Origin of the sequence: Pseudomonas sp. PvP001 (genome assembly GCF_040546375.1) — a bacterium.
Classification (GTDB): domain Bacteria; phylum Pseudomonadota; class Gammaproteobacteria; order Pseudomonadales; family Pseudomonadaceae; genus Aquipseudomonas; species Aquipseudomonas coleopterorum.
Genome location: NZ_JBEPNQ010000001.1, coordinates 1923332 through 1944950, shown reverse-complemented (window position 1 = coordinate 1944950; position 21619 = coordinate 1923332). Strand labels below are relative to the sequence as shown.

General features: G+C 64.9%; 15 protein-coding genes and 2 pseudogenes. 4 read left to right on the top strand and 13 right to left on the bottom strand.

Going from position 1 to position 21619, the window contains the following annotated elements; translation table 11 throughout:
- Window positions 1-99: 99 nt before the first annotated feature.
- The 3 genes and pseudogenes from ABMD26_RS08905 to cbiE all read right to left on the bottom strand — a co-directional run bounded on the left by ABMD26_RS08905 (window position 100) and on the right by cbiE (window position 3127).
- Window positions 100-831 carry a cobalt-precorrin-6A reductase gene (locus tag ABMD26_RS08905; RefSeq protein WP_320522969.1) on the bottom strand — a complete coding sequence of 244 codons (732 nt, stop codon included), beginning with the start codon at window positions 829-831 and terminating at the stop codon, window positions 100-102.
- On the bottom strand, window positions 828-1925 hold the full coding sequence (locus ABMD26_RS08900; protein ID WP_320522970.1) for a cobalt-precorrin-5B (C(1))-methyltransferase: 1098 nt from the start codon (window positions 1923-1925) through the stop codon (window positions 828-830). The genes ABMD26_RS08905 and ABMD26_RS08900 overlap by 4 nt, the downstream gene beginning before the upstream one ends.
- Window positions 1918-3127: pseudogene (gene cbiE, locus ABMD26_RS08895) on the bottom strand (precorrin-6y C5,15-methyltransferase (decarboxylating) subunit CbiE). Before cbiE ends, ABMD26_RS08900 begins: the two are co-directional and overlap by 8 nt.
- Before the next feature lie 42 nt (window positions 3128-3169).
- Between cbiE and cobG the strand changes: the two are divergent.
- From cobG to cobJ, 4 genes are read left to right on the top strand one after another with little or no spacing between them, the layout of a single operon-like run.
- Window positions 3170-4657 carry a precorrin-3B synthase gene (cobG, locus tag ABMD26_RS08890; RefSeq protein WP_354309115.1) on the top strand — a complete coding sequence of 496 codons (1488 nt, stop codon included), beginning with the start codon at window positions 3170-3172 and terminating at the stop codon, window positions 4655-4657.
- A complete protein-coding gene (locus ABMD26_RS08885; RefSeq protein WP_354309113.1) occupies window positions 4650-5276 on the top strand; it encodes a precorrin-8X methylmutase in 627 nt (208 codons plus the stop codon). The genes cobG and ABMD26_RS08885 overlap by 8 nt, the downstream gene beginning before the upstream one ends.
- Entirely contained in the window at window positions 5276-6007 is a 732-nt protein-coding gene (locus ABMD26_RS08880) for a precorrin-2 C(20)-methyltransferase (protein ID WP_134722991.1), read from the top strand. Before ABMD26_RS08885 ends, ABMD26_RS08880 begins: the two co-directional genes overlap by 1 nt.
- A complete protein-coding gene (gene cobJ, locus ABMD26_RS08875; RefSeq protein WP_134722992.1) occupies window positions 6007-7698 on the top strand; it encodes a precorrin-3B C(17)-methyltransferase in 1692 nt (563 codons plus the stop codon). Before ABMD26_RS08880 ends, cobJ begins: the two co-directional genes overlap by 1 nt.
- 181 nt (window positions 7699-7879) lie before the next feature.
- On the opposite strand, the pseudogene ABMD26_RS08870 reads toward cobJ, so the two are convergent.
- The 10 genes and pseudogenes from ABMD26_RS08870 to ABMD26_RS08825 all read right to left on the bottom strand — a co-directional run bounded on the left by ABMD26_RS08870 (window position 7880) and on the right by ABMD26_RS08825 (window position 21514).
- A pseudogene (locus tag ABMD26_RS08870) lies at window positions 7880-10646 on the bottom strand (hybrid sensor histidine kinase/response regulator).
- Window positions 10647-10736: 90 nt separating this feature from the next.
- A complete protein-coding gene (purD, locus tag ABMD26_RS08865; RefSeq protein ID WP_122744050.1) occupies window positions 10737-12023 on the bottom strand; it encodes a phosphoribosylamine--glycine ligase in 1287 nt (428 codons plus the stop codon).
- Window positions 12024-12167: 144 nt separating this feature from the next.
- The gene (gene purH, locus ABMD26_RS08860; protein WP_134722994.1) at window positions 12168-13775 is read right to left on the bottom strand and encodes a bifunctional phosphoribosylaminoimidazolecarboxamide formyltransferase/IMP cyclohydrolase; all 1608 of its coding nucleotides are present in this window, start codon (window positions 13773-13775) and stop codon (window positions 12168-12170) included.
- An 80-nt stretch (window positions 13776-13855) separates the two neighbouring features.
- Complete coding sequence (fis, locus tag ABMD26_RS08855) at window positions 13856-14176, bottom strand: DNA-binding transcriptional regulator Fis (protein ID WP_049861977.1); 321 nt, start codon at window positions 14174-14176, stop codon at window positions 13856-13858.
- Entirely contained in the window at window positions 14173-15186 is a 1014-nt protein-coding gene (gene dusB, locus ABMD26_RS08850; RefSeq protein ID WP_056844340.1) for a tRNA dihydrouridine synthase DusB, read from the bottom strand. Before dusB ends, fis begins: the two co-directional genes overlap by 4 nt.
- 167 nt (window positions 15187-15353) lie before the next feature.
- Complete coding sequence (locus ABMD26_RS08845; RefSeq protein ID WP_134722995.1) at window positions 15354-16457, bottom strand: DUF3426 domain-containing protein; 1104 nt, start codon at window positions 16455-16457, stop codon at window positions 15354-15356.
- Window positions 16458-16498: 41 nt separating this feature from the next.
- Window positions 16499-17377 (bottom strand): 50S ribosomal protein L11 methyltransferase, encoded by an 879-nt coding sequence (gene prmA / locus ABMD26_RS08840; RefSeq protein WP_049861974.1) that lies wholly within the window; start codon window positions 17375-17377, stop codon window positions 16499-16501.
- Between the two features lie 148 nt (window positions 17378-17525).
- A complete protein-coding gene (gene accC, locus ABMD26_RS08835) occupies window positions 17526-18872 on the bottom strand; it encodes an acetyl-CoA carboxylase biotin carboxylase subunit (protein ID WP_122744053.1) in 1347 nt (448 codons plus the stop codon).
- Window positions 18873-18889: 17 nt separating this feature from the next.
- Window positions 18890-19345: an acetyl-CoA carboxylase biotin carboxyl carrier protein gene (accB, locus tag ABMD26_RS08830; RefSeq protein WP_049861972.1), complete on the bottom strand. Its 456-nt coding sequence runs from the start codon at window positions 19343-19345 to the stop codon at window positions 18890-18892.
- Between the two features lie 387 nt (window positions 19346-19732).
- Window positions 19733-21514, bottom strand: coding sequence for a protein-disulfide reductase DsbD (locus ABMD26_RS08825; protein ID WP_354309107.1), 1782 nt, complete (start codon window positions 21512-21514; stop codon window positions 19733-19735).
- Window positions 21515-21619 lie beyond the last annotated feature (105 nt).

Genomic DNA, 21619 nt, shown 5'->3' with positions numbered 1-21619 from the left:
TACGAAAGCCGCCATTGTAGCAGCGGTGCAAGCCGCGTCGGCGGCACATGCAATAAATCTGATCCACTGCGCGCGACCCGGACGCGGCTTGCGCCGCTGCTACAAAAACACCGCGATCTGATTCATGTGCGTCAGCAGCGTTGCTGCATCCGTGAAGGTGCGATCCACCTGCGGCAGGAGCGGGCGCTTGAGCACCAGCACCGGAAGCCCCAACTCCCGTGCCACCTGCAGCTTGGGCTCGGTCGCACCGCTGCCGCTGTTCTTGCTGATCAGCACATCGATACGGCGCTGGGCGAACAAGGCGCGTTCGTCTTCCAGGCGAAAGGGGCCGCGGGCGCCGATCACCTCGCAACGCGCCGTGCCGGGATAGGGGTCCAGCGCTCGCAAGGTCCAATGCTGATGGGGTGGAATCTCCTGCAGGTGTTCCAGGGGTTCGCGACCCAGGGTGAACAGCGGTCGCTGGAACGGCGCCAGTGCCTGCACCAGTTCAGCCCAGTCGGCCACATCCCTCCAATCGTCACCCGCCTGAGGCTGCCAGGCCGGACGCCGCAACGCCCAGCATTCGATGCCCGCCAGGCCGGCCGCCTTCGCTGCATTGGCGCTGATCTGGGCGGCATAGGGGTGAGTCGCGTCAACCAGCAGCGTAATACCTTCGCTGCGGATATACGTCGCCAGCCCTTCGGCCCCGCCATACCCGCCGACGCGCACCTGGCAGCGCAGGTCGGTGGGCACGCGACCCACGCCGGCCAGGCTGTAGACGTGCTCCGGGCTCAAGGTCCGAGCGATCGCCAAGGCTTCGGTCACGCCACCCAGCAGCAGGATGCGCTTCATGGAGCGACCCCCGCCTGCCCGACGATCCCGCCCTGACGGTCGATGGCGAACACCTCCACCTGCACCCGATCCTGCACCACGCTGCGGGCGAACCGCCAGGCGTGACGACAGACTTCATCGCCCAGCTTCACACCTTCGGCATGGGCCAGGGCCAAGGCTTGCTGGCTGGTGTTGGCCGCGCGGATACGCGCCTGCAGATCCGCATCGGCGCCGACGTCGCTCGCCCAACCCGCCAGTTGCGCCAGATCGATGCTCGAATGACGGCTGTGCAGGTCCATGTGTCCGGCCGCCAGCTTGCTGATCTTGCCGAAACCGCCGCACAGGCTGAGTTTGTCCAAGGGTACCTTGCGTACGTGTTTGAGCACTGCACCGACGAAGTCGCCCATCTCGATCAAGGCAATTTCGGGCAGCGCGTAGACCTGGCGCATGGTGTCCTCGCTGGCATTGCCGGTGCACGCGGCGATGTGCCGGTAGCCGTTGGTGGTCGCCACATCGATGCCCTGATGGATGGAGGCGATATAGGCCGCGCACGAAAATGGCCTCACGATACCGCTGGTGCCCAGGATCGACAGCCCGCCGAGGATGCCCAGGCGTGGGTTCATGGTCTTGAGAGCCAGGCTGGCGCCGTTCTCGACGTTGACGGTGACCTCGAAGCCACCGCCGTAGCCGTGCTCTTCGGCCAGGCGGGTCAGGTGTTCACCGATCATCCGCCGTGGAACCGGATTGATCGCCGGTTCACCCACGCCCAGCACCAGTCCTGGCCGGGTGACGGTCCCCACGCCCTCGCCCGCCACGAAATGGATGCCGGGCGCATCGAGCAAACGCACCTGGGTGTACAACAGGGCGCCGTGGGTCACATCCGGATCGTCGCCGCCGTCCTTGAGCGTACCGGCTTCGGCACCGTCGGCATTCAGCCGACAGAACTCCAGGCGCATCGACACCTGCTTGCCCTTGGGCAGCACGATATGCACCGCATCGCTGGCATTACCGCCCAGCAACAGCCGCGCCGCCGCCAGACTGGTCGCCGTGGCGCAGCTGCCGGTGGTCAGGCCGCTGCGCAGCGGCGCCGGCTGCTCGGCCGTTTCTTCACGCATCGAGAGGCTTGACCGTGTCGAGCAGAGTAATCGGCAACGCCTGGCGCCAGGTGTCGAACTCGCCCAGCGGGGCCGCCTGGGCAATGTGCAGTCGGGTCAGCTCGCCACCGTACTGCTCGCGCCATTGCACCAAGGCCAGCTCACTCTGCAGGGTGACCGCGTTGGCCACCAAGCGACCGCCGGGTTTGAGCGCTGCCCAGCAATCGGCCAGCACGTTCTCGCGGGTAACGCCGCCGCCGACGAAGATCGCGTCGGGTGCAGGCAAACCGGCCAGCGCGCCCGGCGCCCGCCCGCGCACCAATTGCAGGCCGGGTACACCCAAGGCATCGCGGTTGTGTTCGATAAAGGCCTGCCGACCTTCGTCGGACTCGACCGCGATGGCGCGGCAGCTGGGATGCGCGCGCATCCATTCGATGCCGATCGAGCCACAGCCGGCGCCCACGTCCCACAGCAGCTCTCCCGGTCGGGGCGCCAGGCGCGCCAGGGTCACCGCGCGAACGTCGCGCTTGGTCAGGTTGGCCGTCGTGGCGAAAGGCAGTGTCGGGCAGGCCGGCCAGCGGGGACAGACGCGGGGCGTCCGGGCTGGCCTGGCAGTCGATGGCGATGAGGTTCAGCGCGGCGATGTCGGGAAAATCATCGGCGGCGCTACCGTCGATGCGCCGTTCATTTGGCCCCCCCAGGTGTTCCAGCACGGTCACGCGGCTGAGGCCGAAGCCGCGTTCGCGCAGCAGCTGGGCCACGGCTTGCGGGCTCGTGCCATCGTTGCTCAGCACCAGCAGGCGCTGGCCGCTGTACAGGTGCGCAGCCACCGCCGCTACCGGGCGCGCCACCACCGAGAGGGTGACCACGTCCTGCAGCGCCCAGCCCAGGCGCGCGGCGGCCAGCGAATAGGAAGACGGCGAGGGCAGCACGTGCATCTGCGCGGCTGGAATCTGTCGCGCCAGACTGGCGCCCACGCCGTAGAGCATCGGGTCACCACTGGCCAGTACGCAGACCGCCTCGCCGGGTTCGGCCAGCACGGCGTCGAGGCTGAACGGGCTGGGCCAGGCAACCCGGGTGCCGACGATGCAGCGCGGCAGCAATTCGAGCTGGCGCGGGCTGCCGACGATGCGCCGGGCGCTCAGCAGCGCGCGCCGTGCCTGTTTGCCCAGGCCCGCAAAACCGTCTTCACCGATACCTACCAGGGTCAGCCAGGCCGACATGAATATCCCTCATACAAAACTATTCCGACGGGCAGACTTTTCATGCCTTCGGCCAAAGCAGGCATAATACCGCGCCTTACCCTTTCCAGTGGTTTTTCGCGCGTGCCCGGTGCCCCTTTGAACAAGACCTCGAACGTTGTCCGCCCCTCGGCGTGTCCGGGGTTGCTGCGTATCGTTCAGGCGTTGGACGGGGGCATCTGCCGCATCAAGCTGGCCGGTGGCGAGTTGCGCGCCGACCAGGCCGATGCCGTCGCCGAAGCGGCCGAGCGCCACGCTCACGGCACGATCGAGGCGACCAACCGCGCCAACCTGCAGATCCGTGGCATCGGTGAGCAGCGGCAGGCCCTGATCGAGCATCTGCTGCAGGCCGGTCTGGGCCCGCGAGAGGCAGCCGGCGACGATGTGCGCAATGTCATGCTCAGCCCCACGGCTGGCATCGACCCTCACCAGGTGGCGGATACACGCCCTCTAGCCGCGAAGATTATCCACAGCCTGGAAACCGAGCCGCGCTTTCATGCGTTGTCGGCCAAGTTCGCCGTGCAACTGCAGGGCGGCGAGCGCCTGGCGATGCTCGATCACCACCATGACCTTTGGCTGTCAGCCTTCGAGCGAGACGGTCAGTGCATGTGGGCGTTCGGCCTGGCCGGCTGCCCCGGAAGCGACGCTGCCGTGGGCGCAGTGCCCTTCGACCAGGGCCATGCCCTGGTGGTGGCGGTGCTGGAGCAGTTCCTCGAACGGGCGCGACCAGAGCACACGCGCATGCGTGATCTGCTCGCCGACACGGACGCCCTTTTCGCAGGCAGAGGGCTCAGCCACCAACACAGCGGCAGCAGCGACGCGGAACCTGTGGGAGCGGGGCGGGCGGCTGAGCTCTCTGCCCGCGAAGAGGCCACTACTGACACCACTCAAGCATTCCTCAGCACCCTGGGTCTGCCTGTTTGCCCTGCATCACTGGACAAGCCCATAGCCACCTTCAAACTGGGCATCCAGCCACAGCGCCAACCGGGCCTGAGCTTCATCAGCACCCTGGCCCCTCTGGGACGGTTGACCCCAGCCATGCTGCGCGGCGCCGCCCAGCTCGCTCGCGACCACGGCAACGGCACCCTGCGCATGACCCCCTGGCAAGGCCTGCTGCTGCCTGATCTACCCGATCCCGAGCCGGTGCTGCGAGCCCTGACCGCGTTGGGCTTCATCACAGGTGCGCAGCAGCCCCTCGCCGCCATGATCGCCTGCACGGGCGCCAGCGGCTGTGCCAAGGGCCTGGCCGATACCAAGGCTGACGCCGTTCGCCTGGCCGCCCTGTTGCCCGGTCAAGCGCCGCTGAGTGTCCATCTGAGTGGCTGTTCTCGCTCATGCGCCGCCGCCCATGTCGCTCCGGCGACCCTGCTGGCCAGTACCGCCGGCCACTACGACCTGTATCTACGCGCAGCCGGGGTACCCGGATTCGGGACCCTGCTCGCGCGCCATCTTTCACTGGATGCGGCCGCTGCCCTGCTGCGCGACCGCTCACGGAGCGACACCCATGATTGACTACATCCGCGATGGTCAGGAGATCTATCGCAACTCCTTCGCCATCATTCGTGCCGAAGCGAAGCTGGACCAGATCCCCGCCGACCTGGAAAAACTCGCCGTGCGGGTCATTCACGCCTGCGGCATGGTCGATGTCGTCCAGGACCTGCGTTTCTCCCCCGGTGCCGGCAAGGCCGGACGCGATGCCCTGGCCGCCGGTGCCCTCATCCTGTGCGACGCGCGCATGGTCGCCGAAGGCATTACCCGCGCCCGCCTGCCCGCCAACAACCCAGTGATCTGCACGCTCAAGGACGACAGCGTGCCCGTCCTGGCCCAGGCCCTGGGCAATACCCGTTCGGCGGCAGCGCTGGAACTGTGGCGGCCCCATCTGGCTGGCTCGGTGGTGGTCATCGGCAACGCGCCGACCGCACTGTTCCACCTGCTCGACATGATCGATGCCGGCGCGCCCAAGCCCGCCCTGATCCTGGGCTTTCCGGTCGGCTTCGTCGGCGCTGCCGAGTCCAAGGCCATGCTGGCGGCCGACAGCCGTGGCGTGCCGTTCGTCATCGTCGAAGGTCGCAAGGGCGGCAGCGCCATGGCGGCCGCAGCGGTCAATGCGCTGGCCACGGAGGTCGAGTGATGCAACCGCGTGGCCGTCTGCTGGGACTGGGCGTGGGCCCGGGCGATCCCGAACTGATCACCGTGAAAGCGCTGCGTCTGCTGCGCGAGGCACCCGTGGTGGCCTATTTCGTCGCCAAGGGCAAGAAGGGCAACGCCTTCGGCATCATCGAGGGTCATCTGCAGGCGCAGCAGACTTTGCTGCCGCTGATCTACCCGGTGACCACCGAGGCACTGCCCGCGCCCCTGTCCTATGAACAGGTGATCAGCGATTTCTACGACGCCGCCAGCCTGGACGTCGCCGCGCACCTGGATGCCGGCCGTGACGTGGCGGTGATCTGCGAAGGCGATCCGTTCTTCTACGGCTCCTACATGTACCTGCATGATCGGCTCGCCGAGCGCTATGAAGCCCAGGTGATTCCCGGCGTCTGCTCGATGCTCGGCGGCGCCTCGGTGCTGGGTGCGCCGCTGGTGTACCGCAATCAGAGCCTTTCGGTGCTGTCGGGCGTGCTGCCGGCGGATGACCTCAAGCGTCGTCTGGCCGATGCCGACGCTGTGGTCATCATGAAGCTGGGCCGCAACTTTCCCAAGGTTCGCCAGGTGTTGGCCGAACTGGGCTTGGCCGAGCGTGCCCTGTACGTCGAGCGCGCGACCATGGCCAATCAGAAGATCGTCCCCCTGGCCGAAGTCGATCCGACCTCGTCGCCGTATTTTTCCTTGATCATCGTTCCGGGTGAAAGGTGGCAAGGCTGATGAACGCTCCAGCAATCGTGATTCTCGGCAGTGGCGCACTGGCCACCGCGCGGCGCCTGCAGCAATGCTATCCCCAGGCGCTGATCCACGGTCTGGCCGAGCGCGTGACCGATGTCGACCGCAGCTACCAGGACTTCGGTGCCACCTTGCGTCAGCTGTATCAACAAGACACGCCGATCATCGCCCTGTGCGCGGCAGGTATCGTCATCCGCAGCCTGGCGCCGGTCCTGCTGGAGAAGGGCGCCGAGCCTCCAGTGCTGGCCGTGGCCGAGGACGGCAGCGCCGTGGTGCCGCTGTTGGGGGGGCTGGCCGGGGTCAACGTGCTGGCTCGTGAAATCGCTGCAGGGCTGGGCATCGCCGCCGCGATCACCACCAGTGGTGAACTGCGCTTCGGCACCTGCCTGCTCAATCCGCCCAGTGGCTACGCCCTGGCCGATCTGGAACTGGGCAAGCGCTTCGTTTCAGATCTGCTGGCCGGTGAACGGGTACGTGTCGAAGGCGCAGCGCCGTGGCTGGCCGATGCGCGCCTGCCCGAGGATGCCCAGGCGCGGCTGACCATCCATGTCGGCAGCGATGCGCGTCAGCCCTCGGCCAATGAGCTGCTCATCCACCCACGCAACGTGCTGGTCGCAGTGAATGCAGCACAGCCCGAACTGGCCGATGCCGTACGTGACGCGCTGCAGCGCAGCGGTATTGCCTTGCCATCGCTGGCCGGCCTGCTGGCAGACGAGCGCGACATGGCCGATCCGGTACTGCATGAAGCCGCGGCAGCGTTGGCCGTGCCGCTGCGCTTTGCCCCGGCGCAAGGCTCGCTGGCACAGCTGGCCCTTCAAACAGTGCCGAAGTCGTCACCCATCGCGATCGGCGAGCACCTGGCGATCGCCGTGGCCGATCAGCCGTTGGACATTGCCAGCATCGGCCTGCCGCGCGGACGTCTGGCGGTGATCGGCCTGGGTCCCGGCGCTGCCGATCTCATGGTCCCGGCGGTCAAAGCGGAATTGGCGCGTGCCAACGATGTGCTGGGTTACGAGACCTACGTGCGCATGGCCGGTCCGTTCCGCGCCGATCAGGTGCTGCACTGCACCGACAACCGCGAAGAGATGCAGCGTGCCCGCCACGCGTTCGAGCTGGCGGCCCAGGGTCGTTCAGTGGTGGTGGTGTCGTCCGGTGACCCTGGCGTGTTCGCCATGGCGGCCGCCGTGCTGGAGGCACTGCATGAATCCACCGATCCGCGCTGGCACGCGGTGGAGCTGGAGATGCTGCCGGGTGTTTCGGCCTCGCTGGCGACCGCCGCTCAGGCCGGCGCGCCGCTGGGCCATGATTTCTGCGTGCTGTCGCTGTCCGACAACCTCAAGCCATGGGCCATCATCGAGAAGCGCCTGGACCTGGCCTGCCAGGCCGACCTGGCCCTGGCGTTCTACAACCCGATTTCACGCTCGCGCCCCTGGCAGTTGGGCAAGGCGCTGGAGATCGTCCGCCAGCATCGCGCGCCGAACACGCCCATCGTTCTGGGGCGAGACATCGGCCGACCCGGCCAGACCCTGCGGGTCATCACCCTGGGCGAGTTGACCCCCGAGCTGGTGGACATGCGCACCATGGTCCTGGTGGGTTCCTCCACCACCTGCACCTTCGCCAAGGCCGCAGGCGGCACCTGGGTCTACACCCCACGCTGGTACGGCAGCAAACCCTGATCTGCAAACGAACATAAGCCGCTGCCACACTGCGCATTCCCTGACACACCGCGCACACTGCCGCCGAACGCCCCCCCTGTAGCAGCGGCGCAAGCCGCGTCCGGCCACACCGCGCACTGCCTGACACACTGCGTATACAGCTGACGCGGCTCGCGCCGCTGCTACAGGGGCAGGTGCAGGGTCAGAGGGTTTTCAACGGGGCTACGATGGCCTCGCGCTGGGCCGCCCAATGCTCGACCAATTCGCGCAGCTGCGACATTTCGATCGGCTTGGCCATATGCCCGTCCATGCCTGCCTGGCGCGCCTGCTCCTTGTGCTCACTGAGGATGTGCGCAGTCAGCGCCACCACCGGCGTACGCACGCGCTGGTTGCCCATCTCCCAGGCACGCAGCTGCCGAGTCGCGGAAAAACCATCGAGGATCGGCATCTCGCAGTCCATCAGCACCAGGTCATAGCGCTGAGCCTTCATCGCCCGCAAGGCTTCCTCGCCATTGCTGGCGGTATCGGGGTGCAGGTTGAGCTTGCCGAGCATGCCGCGGATCACCTTGGTGGAAATGTTGTTGTCCTCGGCCACCAGAATGCGGAAGTCACTGGGCAGATCGATCGGCGCCAGGTGGGCGGCGGGCGGCGGTGGTGCCTCGATGTCGCCGCGATGGCTGAGCTCGTCGGCCAGGGTGGTCTTGAGGGTGTAGCCGGCCACCGGCTTGGCCAGGATGCGCTTGATCCCGGCATTGCGCGCGACGATCTTGCTCGGCGCGTTGCTGATGCCGGTGAGCATGATCAGCAGAATGTCGTGGTTCAGGCTTGGATCTTCCTTGATCTTCGCAGCCAGCTGCATGCCGGTCATGCCGGGCATGTTCTGGTCCAGCAGCACCACGTCGAAATAGTCACGTAGATGCGCCTTGGTCCGCAGCAGGGCCAGGGCTTCCTTGCCCGACGGCACCGAGCTGACGTTCAGACCCCAGGCGCTGCACTGCTGCACGAGCACCTTGCGGCAGGTTTCGTTGTCGTCGACCACCAGCACCCGCGCGTTCTTGAGCGGCAGGTCGAGGTCCGAGCAGGGCTGCTCGAGGCGCAGCGGATCCAGGGGCAGGGTCAGCCACAGGGTACTGCCATGCTCGCTGCCGCTCTTGATGCCGAAATCGCCCTTCATCAAAAGCACCAGTTGACGGGCGATCACCAGCCCCAGATGCCCACTCAGGCGGTTGCCGTCGAGCAGATTGGTGCTGCGCAGTTCGGTGTGCAGCAGCGCTTCGCGTTCGGCGCTCGGCATCGGCTCGCCGCTGTCCTGCACGGCGATGCGCAGGCGCGGTGAGGCACTGCGCTGGTCGAGCGCCACCACCAGCAGGATCTCGCCCTGGTCGGTCTTCTTCAAGGCATTGTCCAGCAGACTCAGCAGCGCCTGGCGCAGGCGCGTCGGGTCGCCGCTGATGACCCGCGGCACCTGCGGCTGGGTGAAGCTGATCAGCTCGATGTTCTGCTGCTCGGCCTTGGCCCGGAAGATGTTCAGGCAGTCTTCGATCAGCGCGTGCAGGTCGAACTGCACGTCGTCGAGCTCGATCTGCCCGGACTCGATCTTGGAAATATCCAGGATCTCGTTGATCAGCCCCAGCAGCTCGTTGCCGGCACTGTGGATGGTCTGGACATAGTCACGCTGCTTGACCGACAGCGGCGTGCCCAGCAACAGCTCGGTCATGCCCAGTACGCCGTTCATGGGCGTACGGATCTCGTGGCTGAGCTTGGCCAGAAATTCGGCCTTGGCGTTGATTTCGGCGGTGCTGGCCGCCAGTTGCCGGCTGGCGCTGTAGCGATCCTCACTGATACTGCGCAGGCGCTGTGTGAGGGCGATGTTGAGGACCACTCCGCCGACCAGGGCAAAACCGAGCAGGGTGAAGATCAACCACTGCGAGGGGGTTCGGGTCAGACCCAGCAGTGCCGGCAGGACCACCAGGCAGCCGACGTTGCACACCAGCAGACCCAGGCAGAAGGTGCGCGCCGGGCGATAGCCCTGCAGCCAATGCCAGGCGCCTATCATCAGCATGGTCATGCTGGTCAGGGCCAGCAGGCCATAGGCGAAGAAGTTGAATGGCAGGCCGTCGACGAACAGCAGCAGGAGCCCACACAGGGCGATCAGGGCGACCTCGGCCTTGAGGATGGTATTGGAGCGCTGATGTCCGCGCCCTGAAAAGAATCGCAGGCAGAACATCAGTCCGGTCATCGATGCCAGCAGCAGCGCGCTGTAGGCGGCCGGTGTTCGCGCGGCCGGCCAGAGCGAAACCCACGGGCCGGTGAAGTTGAACAGAATCAGCGCCGACGCCAACAGGCACGCCTGAGAGCAGGCCAGCCACAGGCTGCTGCTGGAGCGTCGATGGGCGAAGCACATCAGATTGTGCAGGATGAGCATGGCGACACAGCCCAGCAGCAGGCCGAACAGCAGCGGCTCACGTTGATCGGCGGCTGCCGCGGAAGACGATTGCAGCACGATGCTGGGGCGGATCTGATGTTCCGAAGCGATACGCAGGTAGACGTCCAGAGGCTTCTGGCTCACCGGCAGGGTCAGCAGATGATCACTGCTGGCCAGCGGAGCTTCGGTGTTGACGTCGGTGTCCGAAGAAGCGCGTCTGATGAGCGCGTCGGCATCGAGTACGTAGAAATCCAGGGCCTTGAGATCGGGGCAGAAAATACGCAGCAACAATTCCTGGTCGCTCGGCGGCAGGCGGTAGTGCAGCCACAGCGCACCGATTTGGCCCGGCGGCGTTGACCTGGCGCAGTTGCACGGGGGAGAACTGGTTCTGGAAGCGTTCGGAGCGCACGTCGCCCAACTGCAGCCGGCCATCTTCGTCCATCAACATCGACCAGCCGCCGGCCTGCTCTGCGTGGGCGCCGAGCATACAGAGCAGGGCCAGCAGGCCCGCGGTGAATCCTATGGCAGTCCTGAGCCAGCGCAAGGCGAAATCCCTTCGTAGATGAATGCCTGATTATAGCCGCGTGCGCCGCAAAACGTGTGTCGGAGGCGTCACGCCCCCGACGGTCACCGTTTACTCGCCGTTTTCGCGAGCAATGGCCCGGTAGCCGATGTCACGACGATAGAAACAGCCCGACCAATCGATCTTGGCTGCCAAGGCATAAGCCTGGCGTTGCGCGGCACCAACGCTGTCACCCAATGCCGTGGCGCACAGTACGCGGCCGCCTGCCGTGACTACCTGGCCATCCTTGAGCGCGGTGCCCGCATGGAACACCTTGCCCGGCTCGTTCGCCGCAGCATCCAGGCCACCGATCACATCGCCCTTGGCGTAATCGCCAGGGTAGCCACCGGCCGCCAGCACGATGCCGACGCTCGGGCGTGGGTCCCATTGCGCTTCGATCTTGTCCAGCGCCTGGGCGAAGGCCGCTTCGATCAGCAGGATCAGGCTCGATTGCAGGCGCAGCATGACCGGCTGGGTTTCCGGGTCGCCGAAGCGGCAGTTGAACTCGATGACCTTGGGGTTGCCGGCCTTGTCGATCATCAGACCGGCATACAGGAAGCCGGTGTAGACGTTGCCTTCTTCGGCCATGCCGCGCACGGTGGGCCAGATGACCTGATCCATGACCCGCTGGTGAACCTCGGCAGTCACCACCGGGGCAGGGGAGTAGGCACCCATGCCGCCGGTGTTCGGGCCGCTGTCGCCGTCGCCGACGCGCTTGTGGTCCTGGCTGGTGGCCATGGGCAGCACGTTCTTGCCGTCGACCATGACGATGAAACTGGCTTCCTCGCCATCGAGGAACTCTTCGATGACCACGCGCGAGCCGGCATCACCGAAGGCATTGCCGGCGAGCATGTCGCGCACGGCGTCTTCGGCTTCCTGCAGCGTCATGGCGACGATCACGCCCTTGCCAGCGGCCAGGCCATCGGCCTTGATCACGATCGGCGCGCCTTTTTCGCGCAGATAGGCCAGGGCCGGCTCGATCTCGGTGAAGTTCTGGTAATCGGCGGTGGGAATCTTGTGCCGCGCCAGGAAATCCTTGGTGAACGCCTTCGAGCCTTCGAGCTGGGCGGCACCTGCGGTCGGACCGAAACAATCCAGGTTGCGCGAGCGGAACAGATCGACGACGCCGGCCACCAGCGGCACTTCCGGTCCGACGATGGTCAGGGACACGTTCTGTTCGGCGAAGTCGGCCAGTTGCTCCAGTGCCAGCACGTCGATGGCGACGTTCTCGCACTTGGCTTCGATAGCGGTACCGGCGTTGCCAGGCGCTACGAAAACTTTCTCGACCCGAGGGTCCTGGGCGACTTTCCAGGCCAGCGCATGTTCACGCCCGCCGCTGCCAATGATCAATACGTTCATGGTTCAAAACCTCGGTAAAGCGAAATGCTTGTCGGAAACGTAGGTGCGAGCTCCTGTGGGAGCGGGCTCTGCCCGCGAAAAGGTCACCACGGACTTCTTCGCGGGCAGAGCCCGCTCCCACAAGGGGCTGCGGCCGTCGCCAAGTTAGTGGCGGAAGTGGCGCATGCCGGTGAAAACCATCGCGATCCCGGCTTCATCGGCCGCCGCAATCACCTCGGCATCGCGCATCGAACCGCCCGGCTGGATCACCGCGGTGATCCCTACCTTGGCCGCGTTGTCCAGGCCATCGCGGAACGGGAAGAACGCGTCCGAGGCCATCACAGAACCCTGTACCTGCAACCCGGCGTGTTCAGCCTTGATCGCCGCGATGCGCGCCGAGTTCACCCGGCTCATCTGACCGGCACCGACCCCGATGGTCTGGCGATTCTTGGCGTACACGATCGCATTGGACTTGACGTACTTGGCCACTTTCCAGGCAAAGATCAGGTCATGGATTTCCTGCTCGCTCGGCGCCCGGCGGGTCACCACCTTCAGATCATCGGCGCCGATCATGCCGATGTCGCGGCTTTGCACCAGCAGGCCGCCGTTCACCCGCTTGTAGTCCCAGGCGTCGGCACGCTCGGCCGACCACTGTCCACAGGCCAGCAGGCGCACGTTGGCCTTGGCCGCGACGATGGCGCGGGCTTCTTCGCTGACGCTCGGGGCAATGATCACTTCGACGAACTGACGCTCGACGATGGCCTTGGCCGTGGCCGCATCCAGTTCACGGTTGAAGGCGATGATGCCGCCGAAGGCCGATTCGGTGTCGGTGGCGTAGGCCAGTTCATAGGCCTGGCGAATACCACCTTCGGCCTCCGGGCACACGGCCACGCCGCACGGGTTGGCATGCTTGACGATGACGCAGGCCGGCTTGACGAAGCTCTTCACGCATTCCAGCGCGGCGTCGGTATCGGCCACGTTGTTGTAGGACAGTTCCTTGCCTTGCAGTTGGGTCGCGGTGGCGATGCCCACTTCGGCCGGCTGGGCCTCGACGTAGAACGCCGCTTTCTGGTGCGGGTTCTCGCCATAGCGCATTTCCTGGGCCTTGACGAACTGGCTGTTGAAGGTGCGCGGGAATTCGCCGCGGCCTTCGGTGCTCAGGGTCTCGCTGGCCTGGTCGATGGTGCCCATGTAGTTGGCGATCATGCCATCGTACGCGGCGGTATGCTCGAAGGCCTTGAGCATCAGGTCGAAGCGCTGCGCGTAGGTCAGGCCGCCGGCCTTGAGGCTTTCCAGCACCTGTGCGTAGTCACCGGCGTTGACCACGATGGCCACGTCCTTGTGGTTCTTCGCGGCCGAACGGACCATGGTCGGTCCGCCGATGTCGATGTTCTCGATGGCGGTGGGCAGGTCACAGCCGGGCTTGGAAATCGTGGCCTGGAAGGGGTAGAGGTTGACCGCGACCAGATCGATCGGCTTGATGCCATGTTCGGCCATGATGGCGTCGTCGGTACCGCGGCGGCCGAGAATGCCGCCATGGATCTTCGGATGCAGGGTTTTCACGCGGCCGTCCATCATCTCGGCGAAACCGGTGTAGTCGGCCACTTCCACAGCGGCCACGGCGTTGTCGCGCAGCAGCTTGAAGGTACCTCCGGTGGACAGGATCTCGACGCCAAGGGCTTCCAGTTCGCGGGCGAATTCAACGATCCCGGTCTTGTCGGAAACGCTGATCAAGGCGCGGCGGATCGGCAGGCGGGTGGTCTGGTCGGTCATCACGATTTCCATCTTCAAAGCGTAGAAGTCAACAAAAAAGGCGAACCGCTGGGTCGCCTTTTCTGGTTTGAATGCTTCGGTTACAGCAGGTCGTATTGCTTGAGTTTCTTGCGCAGGGTGCCGCGATTCAGGCCCAGCATCTCACTGGCCTTGGTCTGGTTGCCCTTGACGTGGTTCATGACGCTTTCGAGCAAGGGAGCTTCGACTTCGGACAGCACCAGGTTGTACACGTCCGTGACGGAGGCGCCTTCGAGGTGCGCAAAGTAGTTGTGCAACGCCTTCTCGACACTGCCGCGCAGGGTCTGACCCTCTTCGCTCGGCGTGTTCAGATGCTGCTTCAGGTTTACGTTGTCGCTCACAGGCGTTGTTCCACTCACTAAAGTCTCGCTCATCATCGTCATGCGGCCACCTCTTTCGCGTCCCTTTCACCAAGGCTTCTATGGCGTTCGCCGAAGAACTCGCGAACGTTGGCGCATTGCTCTTGCGTCTCTTGCAGCCCATTGAAATGGCTGCGAAATTCCCGCCCGCCCGGCTGCGTACACAGGTACCAGCCAACATGCTTGCGGGCAATGCGCACGCCCATCACCTCGCCATAGAAGGCGTGCAGGGCCTGCAAATGTTCCAGCAGAATGCTTTCCACTTCACTCAACTGCGGTGCCGGCAGCAGTTCACCGGTGCGCAGGTAATGCTCGATTTCCCGGAAGATCCACGGCCGACCCTGCGCCGCGCGCCCTATCAGCAGGCCGTCGGCACCGGTCGCCTGCAATACCTGCCGGGCTTTGTGCGGTGAATCGATGTCGCCATTGGCAAAAACCGGGATCGACACCGCCTGCTTGATCGCGGCGATGGTGTCGTATTCGGCTTCGCCGGTGTACAGGTCGGCGCGTGTGCGACCGTGCACCGCCAACGCGGCGATGCCCGACTGCTCGGCAATCTTTGCAACGCTGATGCCATTACGGTTGGAACGGTCCCAACCCGTACGAATCTTCAGGGTGACCGGCACATCCACGGCCCCCACCACCGCCTCCAGAATCTGCGCCACCAGCGCTTCATCCTTGAGCAAGGCAGACCCCGCTGCCTTGTTGCACACCTTTTTCGCCGGACAGCCCATGTTGATGTCGATGATCTGCGCCCCGGCCTCAACGTTGGCCCGTGCCGCCTCGGCCAGCATCTGCGCATCTCCGCCGGCGATCTGCACCGAGCGCGGCTCGGGATCACCTTCGTGGATCATGCGCAGCCGCGACTTGCGGCTGTTCCACAGGCTCATGTCGCTGGTGACCATCTCCGACACCACCAGGCCTGCGCCCAGGCGCTTGCACAACTGACGAAAGGGCTGATCGGTAACCCCGGCCATGGGGGCCAGGACCAGCGAATTGTTCAAGGTATACGGGCCGATGCGTACCGCCGACATAGGACTTCCCTGTTGTGGGGCCGGATCATGAGAGTTCGAAAAAGGGTTGGCATAATACCCGCTCTCGATGACGGGTTAAAGATCGATTTGGATAAAATCTGAACAGTTATCTGCCCCCGCGGACAGGTTTGGACGGGCGGAGTGCGCCCCTCCACCGAAGCATCCGGCTATTCGGGCGAGCGGAAGCTCAGGCTGTAATTGACCGCTGCAGGACCTGGATCGAGGATGTCCAGGGCAATGTGGATGGGCGTCTGCGGGGGCATCTCGGCCTTGCCGGCCAGCTCGCCGTTGAGGTATTCGCTGGGCTTGAAGCGACGGCTGGCGATCAGTTGGCCGTTGAGGTCGGCGAAGCGCAGTTCAAGCAGGGGAAAGGGCTGCGAGAACGCGGCGCGATTGTAGATGATTGCATCCACCACCAGCGCTCCGGCGAAGTCCGGGTGGCTGCGCACCACCAGGTTGCTGCTTTTTATCAGGGCAATATCGACCTTGGCCGGTACGCTGCAGCCTATTACGGGGCACAGTTCCTGGAACAGGGGGCGATACTGATCCTGTCGAGCCAGCTCGCCGAAGTGGTAGACCACGTATTGCACGCCCAGGCCCAAAGCGGCCACGATCGCCAGGCCCAGCCACATCAACCGCTTGCCCCAGTGCGGGCGAGGCTTCTCCCACGCCAGTTGCATCGGCTCGTCGAGCAGGTCGGCCAGGTCGTCTTCATCGCGCACGGCCGGCTCGTTGCGGTTGGCTTGCGCCTTGCGCGGCGAGTTGAAGGCAGTGACGGGCGGCTCCTCCCGGTCGTGTTCGTCCAGCGCCGACAGCCGACCGTGGCCGTCCAGGGAAGGCTCATCATCGACGTGAGGGTCGTCGTCCAGGTCTGCGCGGCGTGAAAGCGACGGTTCGGTCCGGCTCGCAGGCGCTACTGCTTCGTCGTCATCCAGTGCAGGTTGCCGCTCGATGATCGGCGGCAGGGCTGGCGAATCCCCCTCGGCATCGTCCCGGCGCGCGCTCAGGCTGTCCACTCGGGGAGCGTCGCCCAGTTCGAGCTGGTCCAGGTCCAGGTCGCCGTTGCTCCACGGCCGCGGCGCCAGCTCAGGCGGTCTGGGCAGGTTGGCAGGGGTCAGGGTCGCGCTCTGCTCGAGCAACTGCCGGGCTGCGTTGAAGACCTGCAGGCAGGAGCCACAACGAACCACGCCCCGCGCCACGCTCAACTGATTGTGGTTGACGCGGAAGCTGCTCTGGCAATGCGGGCACTGGGTGACGAAACTCTCGCTCATGCGCAGGTCCTGGGAGGGCAGGGGAACATTCTGACCGGGGCTCAGCGGCGACGGCCGCTGATGCGTACCCAGCCATCACGGTTGGCGATCGGGTCCAGCTCGAAGTCCTGGGCATAGGCGGCAGCGACTTCCTCACCCTGCTCGGCGAGGATGCCGGACAACGCCAGCAGGCCGCCAGGCCGGACCAGCCCGCTGAGCTGGGGTGCGAGGCTGACCAGCGGCCCGGCAAGGATGTTGGCCACCAGCACGTCCGCCTGCTGTGCAGGCAAATCGGCAGGCAGATACACCGGGAAGCGGTCGTCGGCAATACCGTTGCGCTGGGCATTGTCGCGCGAAGCCTCCAGGGCCTGCACGTCGATGTCGGTGCCGACCGCCTGCTGAGCACCCAGCAGCAGTGCGGCGATTGCCAGGATGCCCGAGCCGCAGCCGAAGTCCAGCACCTGGGTGTCCTGCAACTGCTGACCGTCCAGCCACTCCAGGCACAGGGCCGTGGTGGGGTGGGTGCCGGTGCCGAACGCCAGGCCCGGGTCCAGCAGCAGATTGACGGCGCCAGGCTCCGGGGCTTCGTGCCAGCTGGGCACGATCCACAAGCGACGGCCGAAGCGCATGGGCTGGAAATTGTCCATCCAGCTGCGTTCCCAGTCCTGGTCCTCGATCACCTCGGCGTGATGCTCGGGCAGCGTCGTGCCGGTCAGCAACTGCAGGTGGGCAAACACTGCGTCGGCGTCGGTGTCGGCTTCGAACAGCGCCAGCAGGTGGGTGTGCGACCACAGCGGCGTGGTATTGAGTTCAGGTTCGAAGATCGGCTGGTCTTCGGCGTCCATGAACGTGACGGACACGGCACCGACTTCCAGCAGCGCATCTTCATAGGTTTCGGCTTGTTCTGGGCTGATGGCCAGACGGACTTGCAGCCAAGGCATGGCAGGCACCTTCGATCTAAACGGGGGGCGCAGCAGGGTCGCTGCGACAAGCGCGCCAGTTTACGCGAGGAGGCGCACGAGGACCAAAAAAAACCCGGCTCGAAAGCCGGGTTCTTTTCACATCTACAGCTTCACTTCGACTACCGAATCACTTCTGGCTGGCCAGCTTGTGTTCCAGGTAGTGGATGTTGATGCCGCCTTTGCAGAAACCTTCATCGCGCACTAGGTCGCGGTGCAGTGCGATGTTGGTCTTGATGCCGTCCACGATGATCTCGTCCAGCGCATTGCGCATACGGGCCATGGCCTCGTCGCGGTCCTTGCCCCAGGTGATCAGCTTGCCGATCAGCGAGTCGTAGTTCGGCGGTACCGCATAGCCACTGTACAGGTGCGAATCGACGCGTACGCCGTTGCCGCCCGGCGCGTGGAAATGCTTGACGGTGCCGGGGCTGGGGATGAAGTTCTTCGGGTCTTCGGCGTTGATCCGGCACTCGAGCGAGTGACCGCGAATGACCACGTCATCCTGGGTGAACGACAACTTGTTGCCTGCGGCGATGCTGAGCATCTCCTTGACGATGTCGATACCCGTGACCATCTCCGATACCGGGTGCTCCACCTGAACGCGTGTGTTCATCTCGATGAAGTAGAAACGACCGTTCTCGTACAGGAACTCGAAAGTGCCAGCACCGCGGTAGCCGATCTCGATGCACGCCTTGACGCAGCGAGCCAGAACTTCCTCGCGAGCGGCCTCGTCGATGCCCGGTGCCGGTGCTTCTTCCAGTACCTTCTGGTGACGGCGCTGTAGCGAGCAGTCGCGGTCGCCCAGGTGAATCGCCTGGCCCTGACCGTCGGACAGCACCTGAACTTCCACGTGACGTGGGTTAGTCAGGAATTTTTCCAGATACACCATCGGGTTGCCGAACGCGGCACCGGCTTCGGTGCGGGTCAGCTTGGCCGAGGCGATCAGGTCTTCTTCCTTGTGCACCACGCGCATGCCGCGACCACCGCCGCCACCAGCGGCCTTGATGATCACCGGGTAGCCGACTTCACGGCCAATGCGCAGGGCTTCTTCCTCGTCTTCCGGCAGCGGGCCATCGGAGCCAGGTACCGTCGGTACGCCAGCGGCGATCATCGCGTGCTTGGCCGAAACCTTGTCGCCCATCAGGCGGATGGTGTCAGCGGTCGGGCCGATGAAGGCAAAACCGGATTTCTCGACCTGCTCGGCAAAGTCCGCGTTCTCGGCGAGAAAGCCATAGCCTGGGTGAATGGCGGTAGCGCCGGTCACTTCGGCAGCGGCGATGATTGCCGGGATGTGCAGATAGGACAGGTTGGCAGGTGCCGGACCGATGCAGACCGACTCGTCAGCCAGGCCAAGGTGCATCAGCTCCTTGTCGGCCTTGGAGTAGACGGCAACGGTCTTGATGCCCAGCTCTTTGCAGGCACGCAGGATCCGCAAGGCGATTTCGCCGCGGTTGGCGATCAGAACTTTTTCCAACATCGCAGGCTCTCCGCTGGTCAAACGATGGTGAACAGCGGCTGGTCGTACTCAACCGGCTGACCGTCTTCTACCAGGATCGATTCGATCACACCGCTGGTTTCAGCTTCGATGTGGTTCATCATTTTCATTGCTTCGACGATGCACAGGGTATCGCCCTTCTTCACGGTCTGGCCCACTTCGACGAATGCCGGCGACGCTGGCGACGCCTTGCGGTAGAAGGTGCCGACCATCGGCGAGCGAGCCACGGTGCCGTTCAACTTGGCAGCAGCGGGTTCGGCGGCTGCGGCAGCAGGTGCGGCGGCCACGGGCGCGGCGGCAGGGGCTGCCATTGGCGCGGGCGCGTAGTACTGCTGGGCCGGGGTCTTGCTGTGACGGCTGATCCGTACGGATTCTTCGCCTTCCTTGATTTCCAGCTCGTCGATGCCGGACTCTTCCAGCAGCTCGATCAGTTTCTTGACTTTACGAATATCCATTAATCATCAACTCCCAAGGGTCGGTCAGGGGCGTTCAGTAGGTGTTCTATGCCAAGCGCCTTTCACAGAAGGCTGCGAACACTCATGTGCCGTTGAAAAGGGCCGAGTGACGGCGAAAATTCTTGAACGTGCCGGTGAAAAACACGCACGTCGAACAGTGGGATGCTCATCGACAGCGGCGCGTCACGTCGGTGGTGACATCGGCCGGTGAAAGGCGTCGGGTCATGTCCATTTTCAGTGGTCTCTCACCGTCGGGTTAATACGCGGAGCGGGCGAACTATGCCGGAAAGCCCGGGCGTCTGTCCAGTTAAGCGCAATAGCCCGCACGTTGCCCGATGTTTGCGCAAAATTTGTGACTCGCTTGTCGATTTCGGTCACTGCCGACGATCATTGATCGCCTGATGGCGGTATTTTGCCGACGAACCCTGCCGCATCGATTTCACCCACGACTCGCGAGGCGACCTGTTCGATGCCGTTGGCGTCGAAGAACAGCAGGGCCGGTGGCCCGAACAGCTTGAAACGGTCGAGCAGGGCGCGCTGTTCAGCGTTGCTTTGGGTAATGTCCAGGCGCACCTTGCGATACCCCGCCAGCTGAGCGATGACCTGCGGATCGGTCAGCACTTCATGCTCGATGACCTTGCAGCTGATGCACCAGTCGGCATACCAGTCCAGTACCAGAGGCTGACCAGCGGCCTTGGCCTGTTGCAGGGCCAGCGCGAAGCCTTCGTCGGTAGTGACCGTCTGCCACGCATCGGCTGTTGTACTCGGCAGGGCAGGATTCGAAGCGCTGACGGTAGGACGTGCCAGCGGCTGGAAAGGATCGGATTGGCCGCTCAGGGCACCGTGCCAGCAAGCCAGGGCATAGAACACGAAGCCCAGCCCCAGCACCTGTTGCAAGCGTTGCCGCGCCGGTTTCACCACCCACTCCAGCGCACCCATGAACACACCGACACCGGCGGCCAGCAGACCGATCAACAGCAGGGTCACACTGCCTGGCAATACCCGGGCGAGCAGGGCGATCGCCAGGCCCAGCAGCAACACGCCGATGGCATTCTTGACGGTCACCAGCCACGGGCCGCTCTTGGGCAGCCAGGCCGCGCCGCCGGTGGCGACCAACAGCAGCGGCGCGCCCATGCCCAGGCCCAGGGCGAAGAGTTTCAACCCGCCTCCCAAGGCATCGCCGCTGGCGCTGATATAGAGCAGCGCTCCGGCCAGCGGCGCCGATACGCACGGCGACACCAGCAGGCTAGACACTACGCCCAGCACTGCGGCGCCCCACAGCGAGCCGCCCTTGGCATTGCCGGCCACGCGATCGAGGCGCTGGCTCACCGCCGCTGGCAGCTTGAGTTCGAACAAACCGAACATGGCCAGGGCGAAGATCACGAAGAACAGGGCGAACGGCACCAGCACCCAGATCGACTGCAAGCGTGCCTGCAGATTGAGTTCGGCGCCGAACTTGCCCATCAGTGCGCCGAGCAAGGCGAAACACACCGCCATGGGCAGCACATAGGCCAGCGACAGGCTAAAGCCGCGCCACCCGCCGACCTGCCCACGCAGGACCACGCCGGACAGGATCGGCAGCATCGGCAACACGCAGGGCGTAAAGGTCAGGCCGATGCCGGCGAGAAAGAACAACGCCAGTTCATGCCATTGCCAGCCACCGTCGACAGGCGTCTGGCTGGCCACCGGCGCGGCCTGCCCGATGCCCGCCACGGACAGGCGCTGGGTCTCCGGCGGATAGCACAAGCCCTTGTCGGCACAGCCCTGGAAGGTCACCGCCAGGGTGAAGGCCCGCTGATCACCGCTGGGGCGAGGAATGCGCACGTCGAGAATGCCGTGGTACACCTCGACATCGCCGAAGTACTCGTCATGTTTCGCCTCGCCAGGCGGCAGTTGTGCCGTTCCCAGCGCGATGTCGGCAGGCTCGGCCTTGAATTCAAAGCGGTGGCGATAGAGGTAGTAGCCTTCGGCGATGACGAAGCGCAGGGTGATGTCTTGCGCCGACGACTGCACCTGTTCGAGCTGGAACGCCTGGCCGACCGGCAGGAAGTCGGCGCTGTTGTTCAGCGATGCGCCTCCCAGGGTGGCGCTGGGCCGTGTGTCGAGCAGGCCGGAGGCCGCGACGGGCAGTGCGAAAACCAACAACAGGAGGCAGAGCAGGCGGCGCATGACGTTTCTCGGACAGCAACTGAGCGCGCATCATACTGGAGCGGTGCGGTACTGCCGAATCGCCACGGGCCAATTTCATGTAACAGGATGGGTCGCCCGGATAGG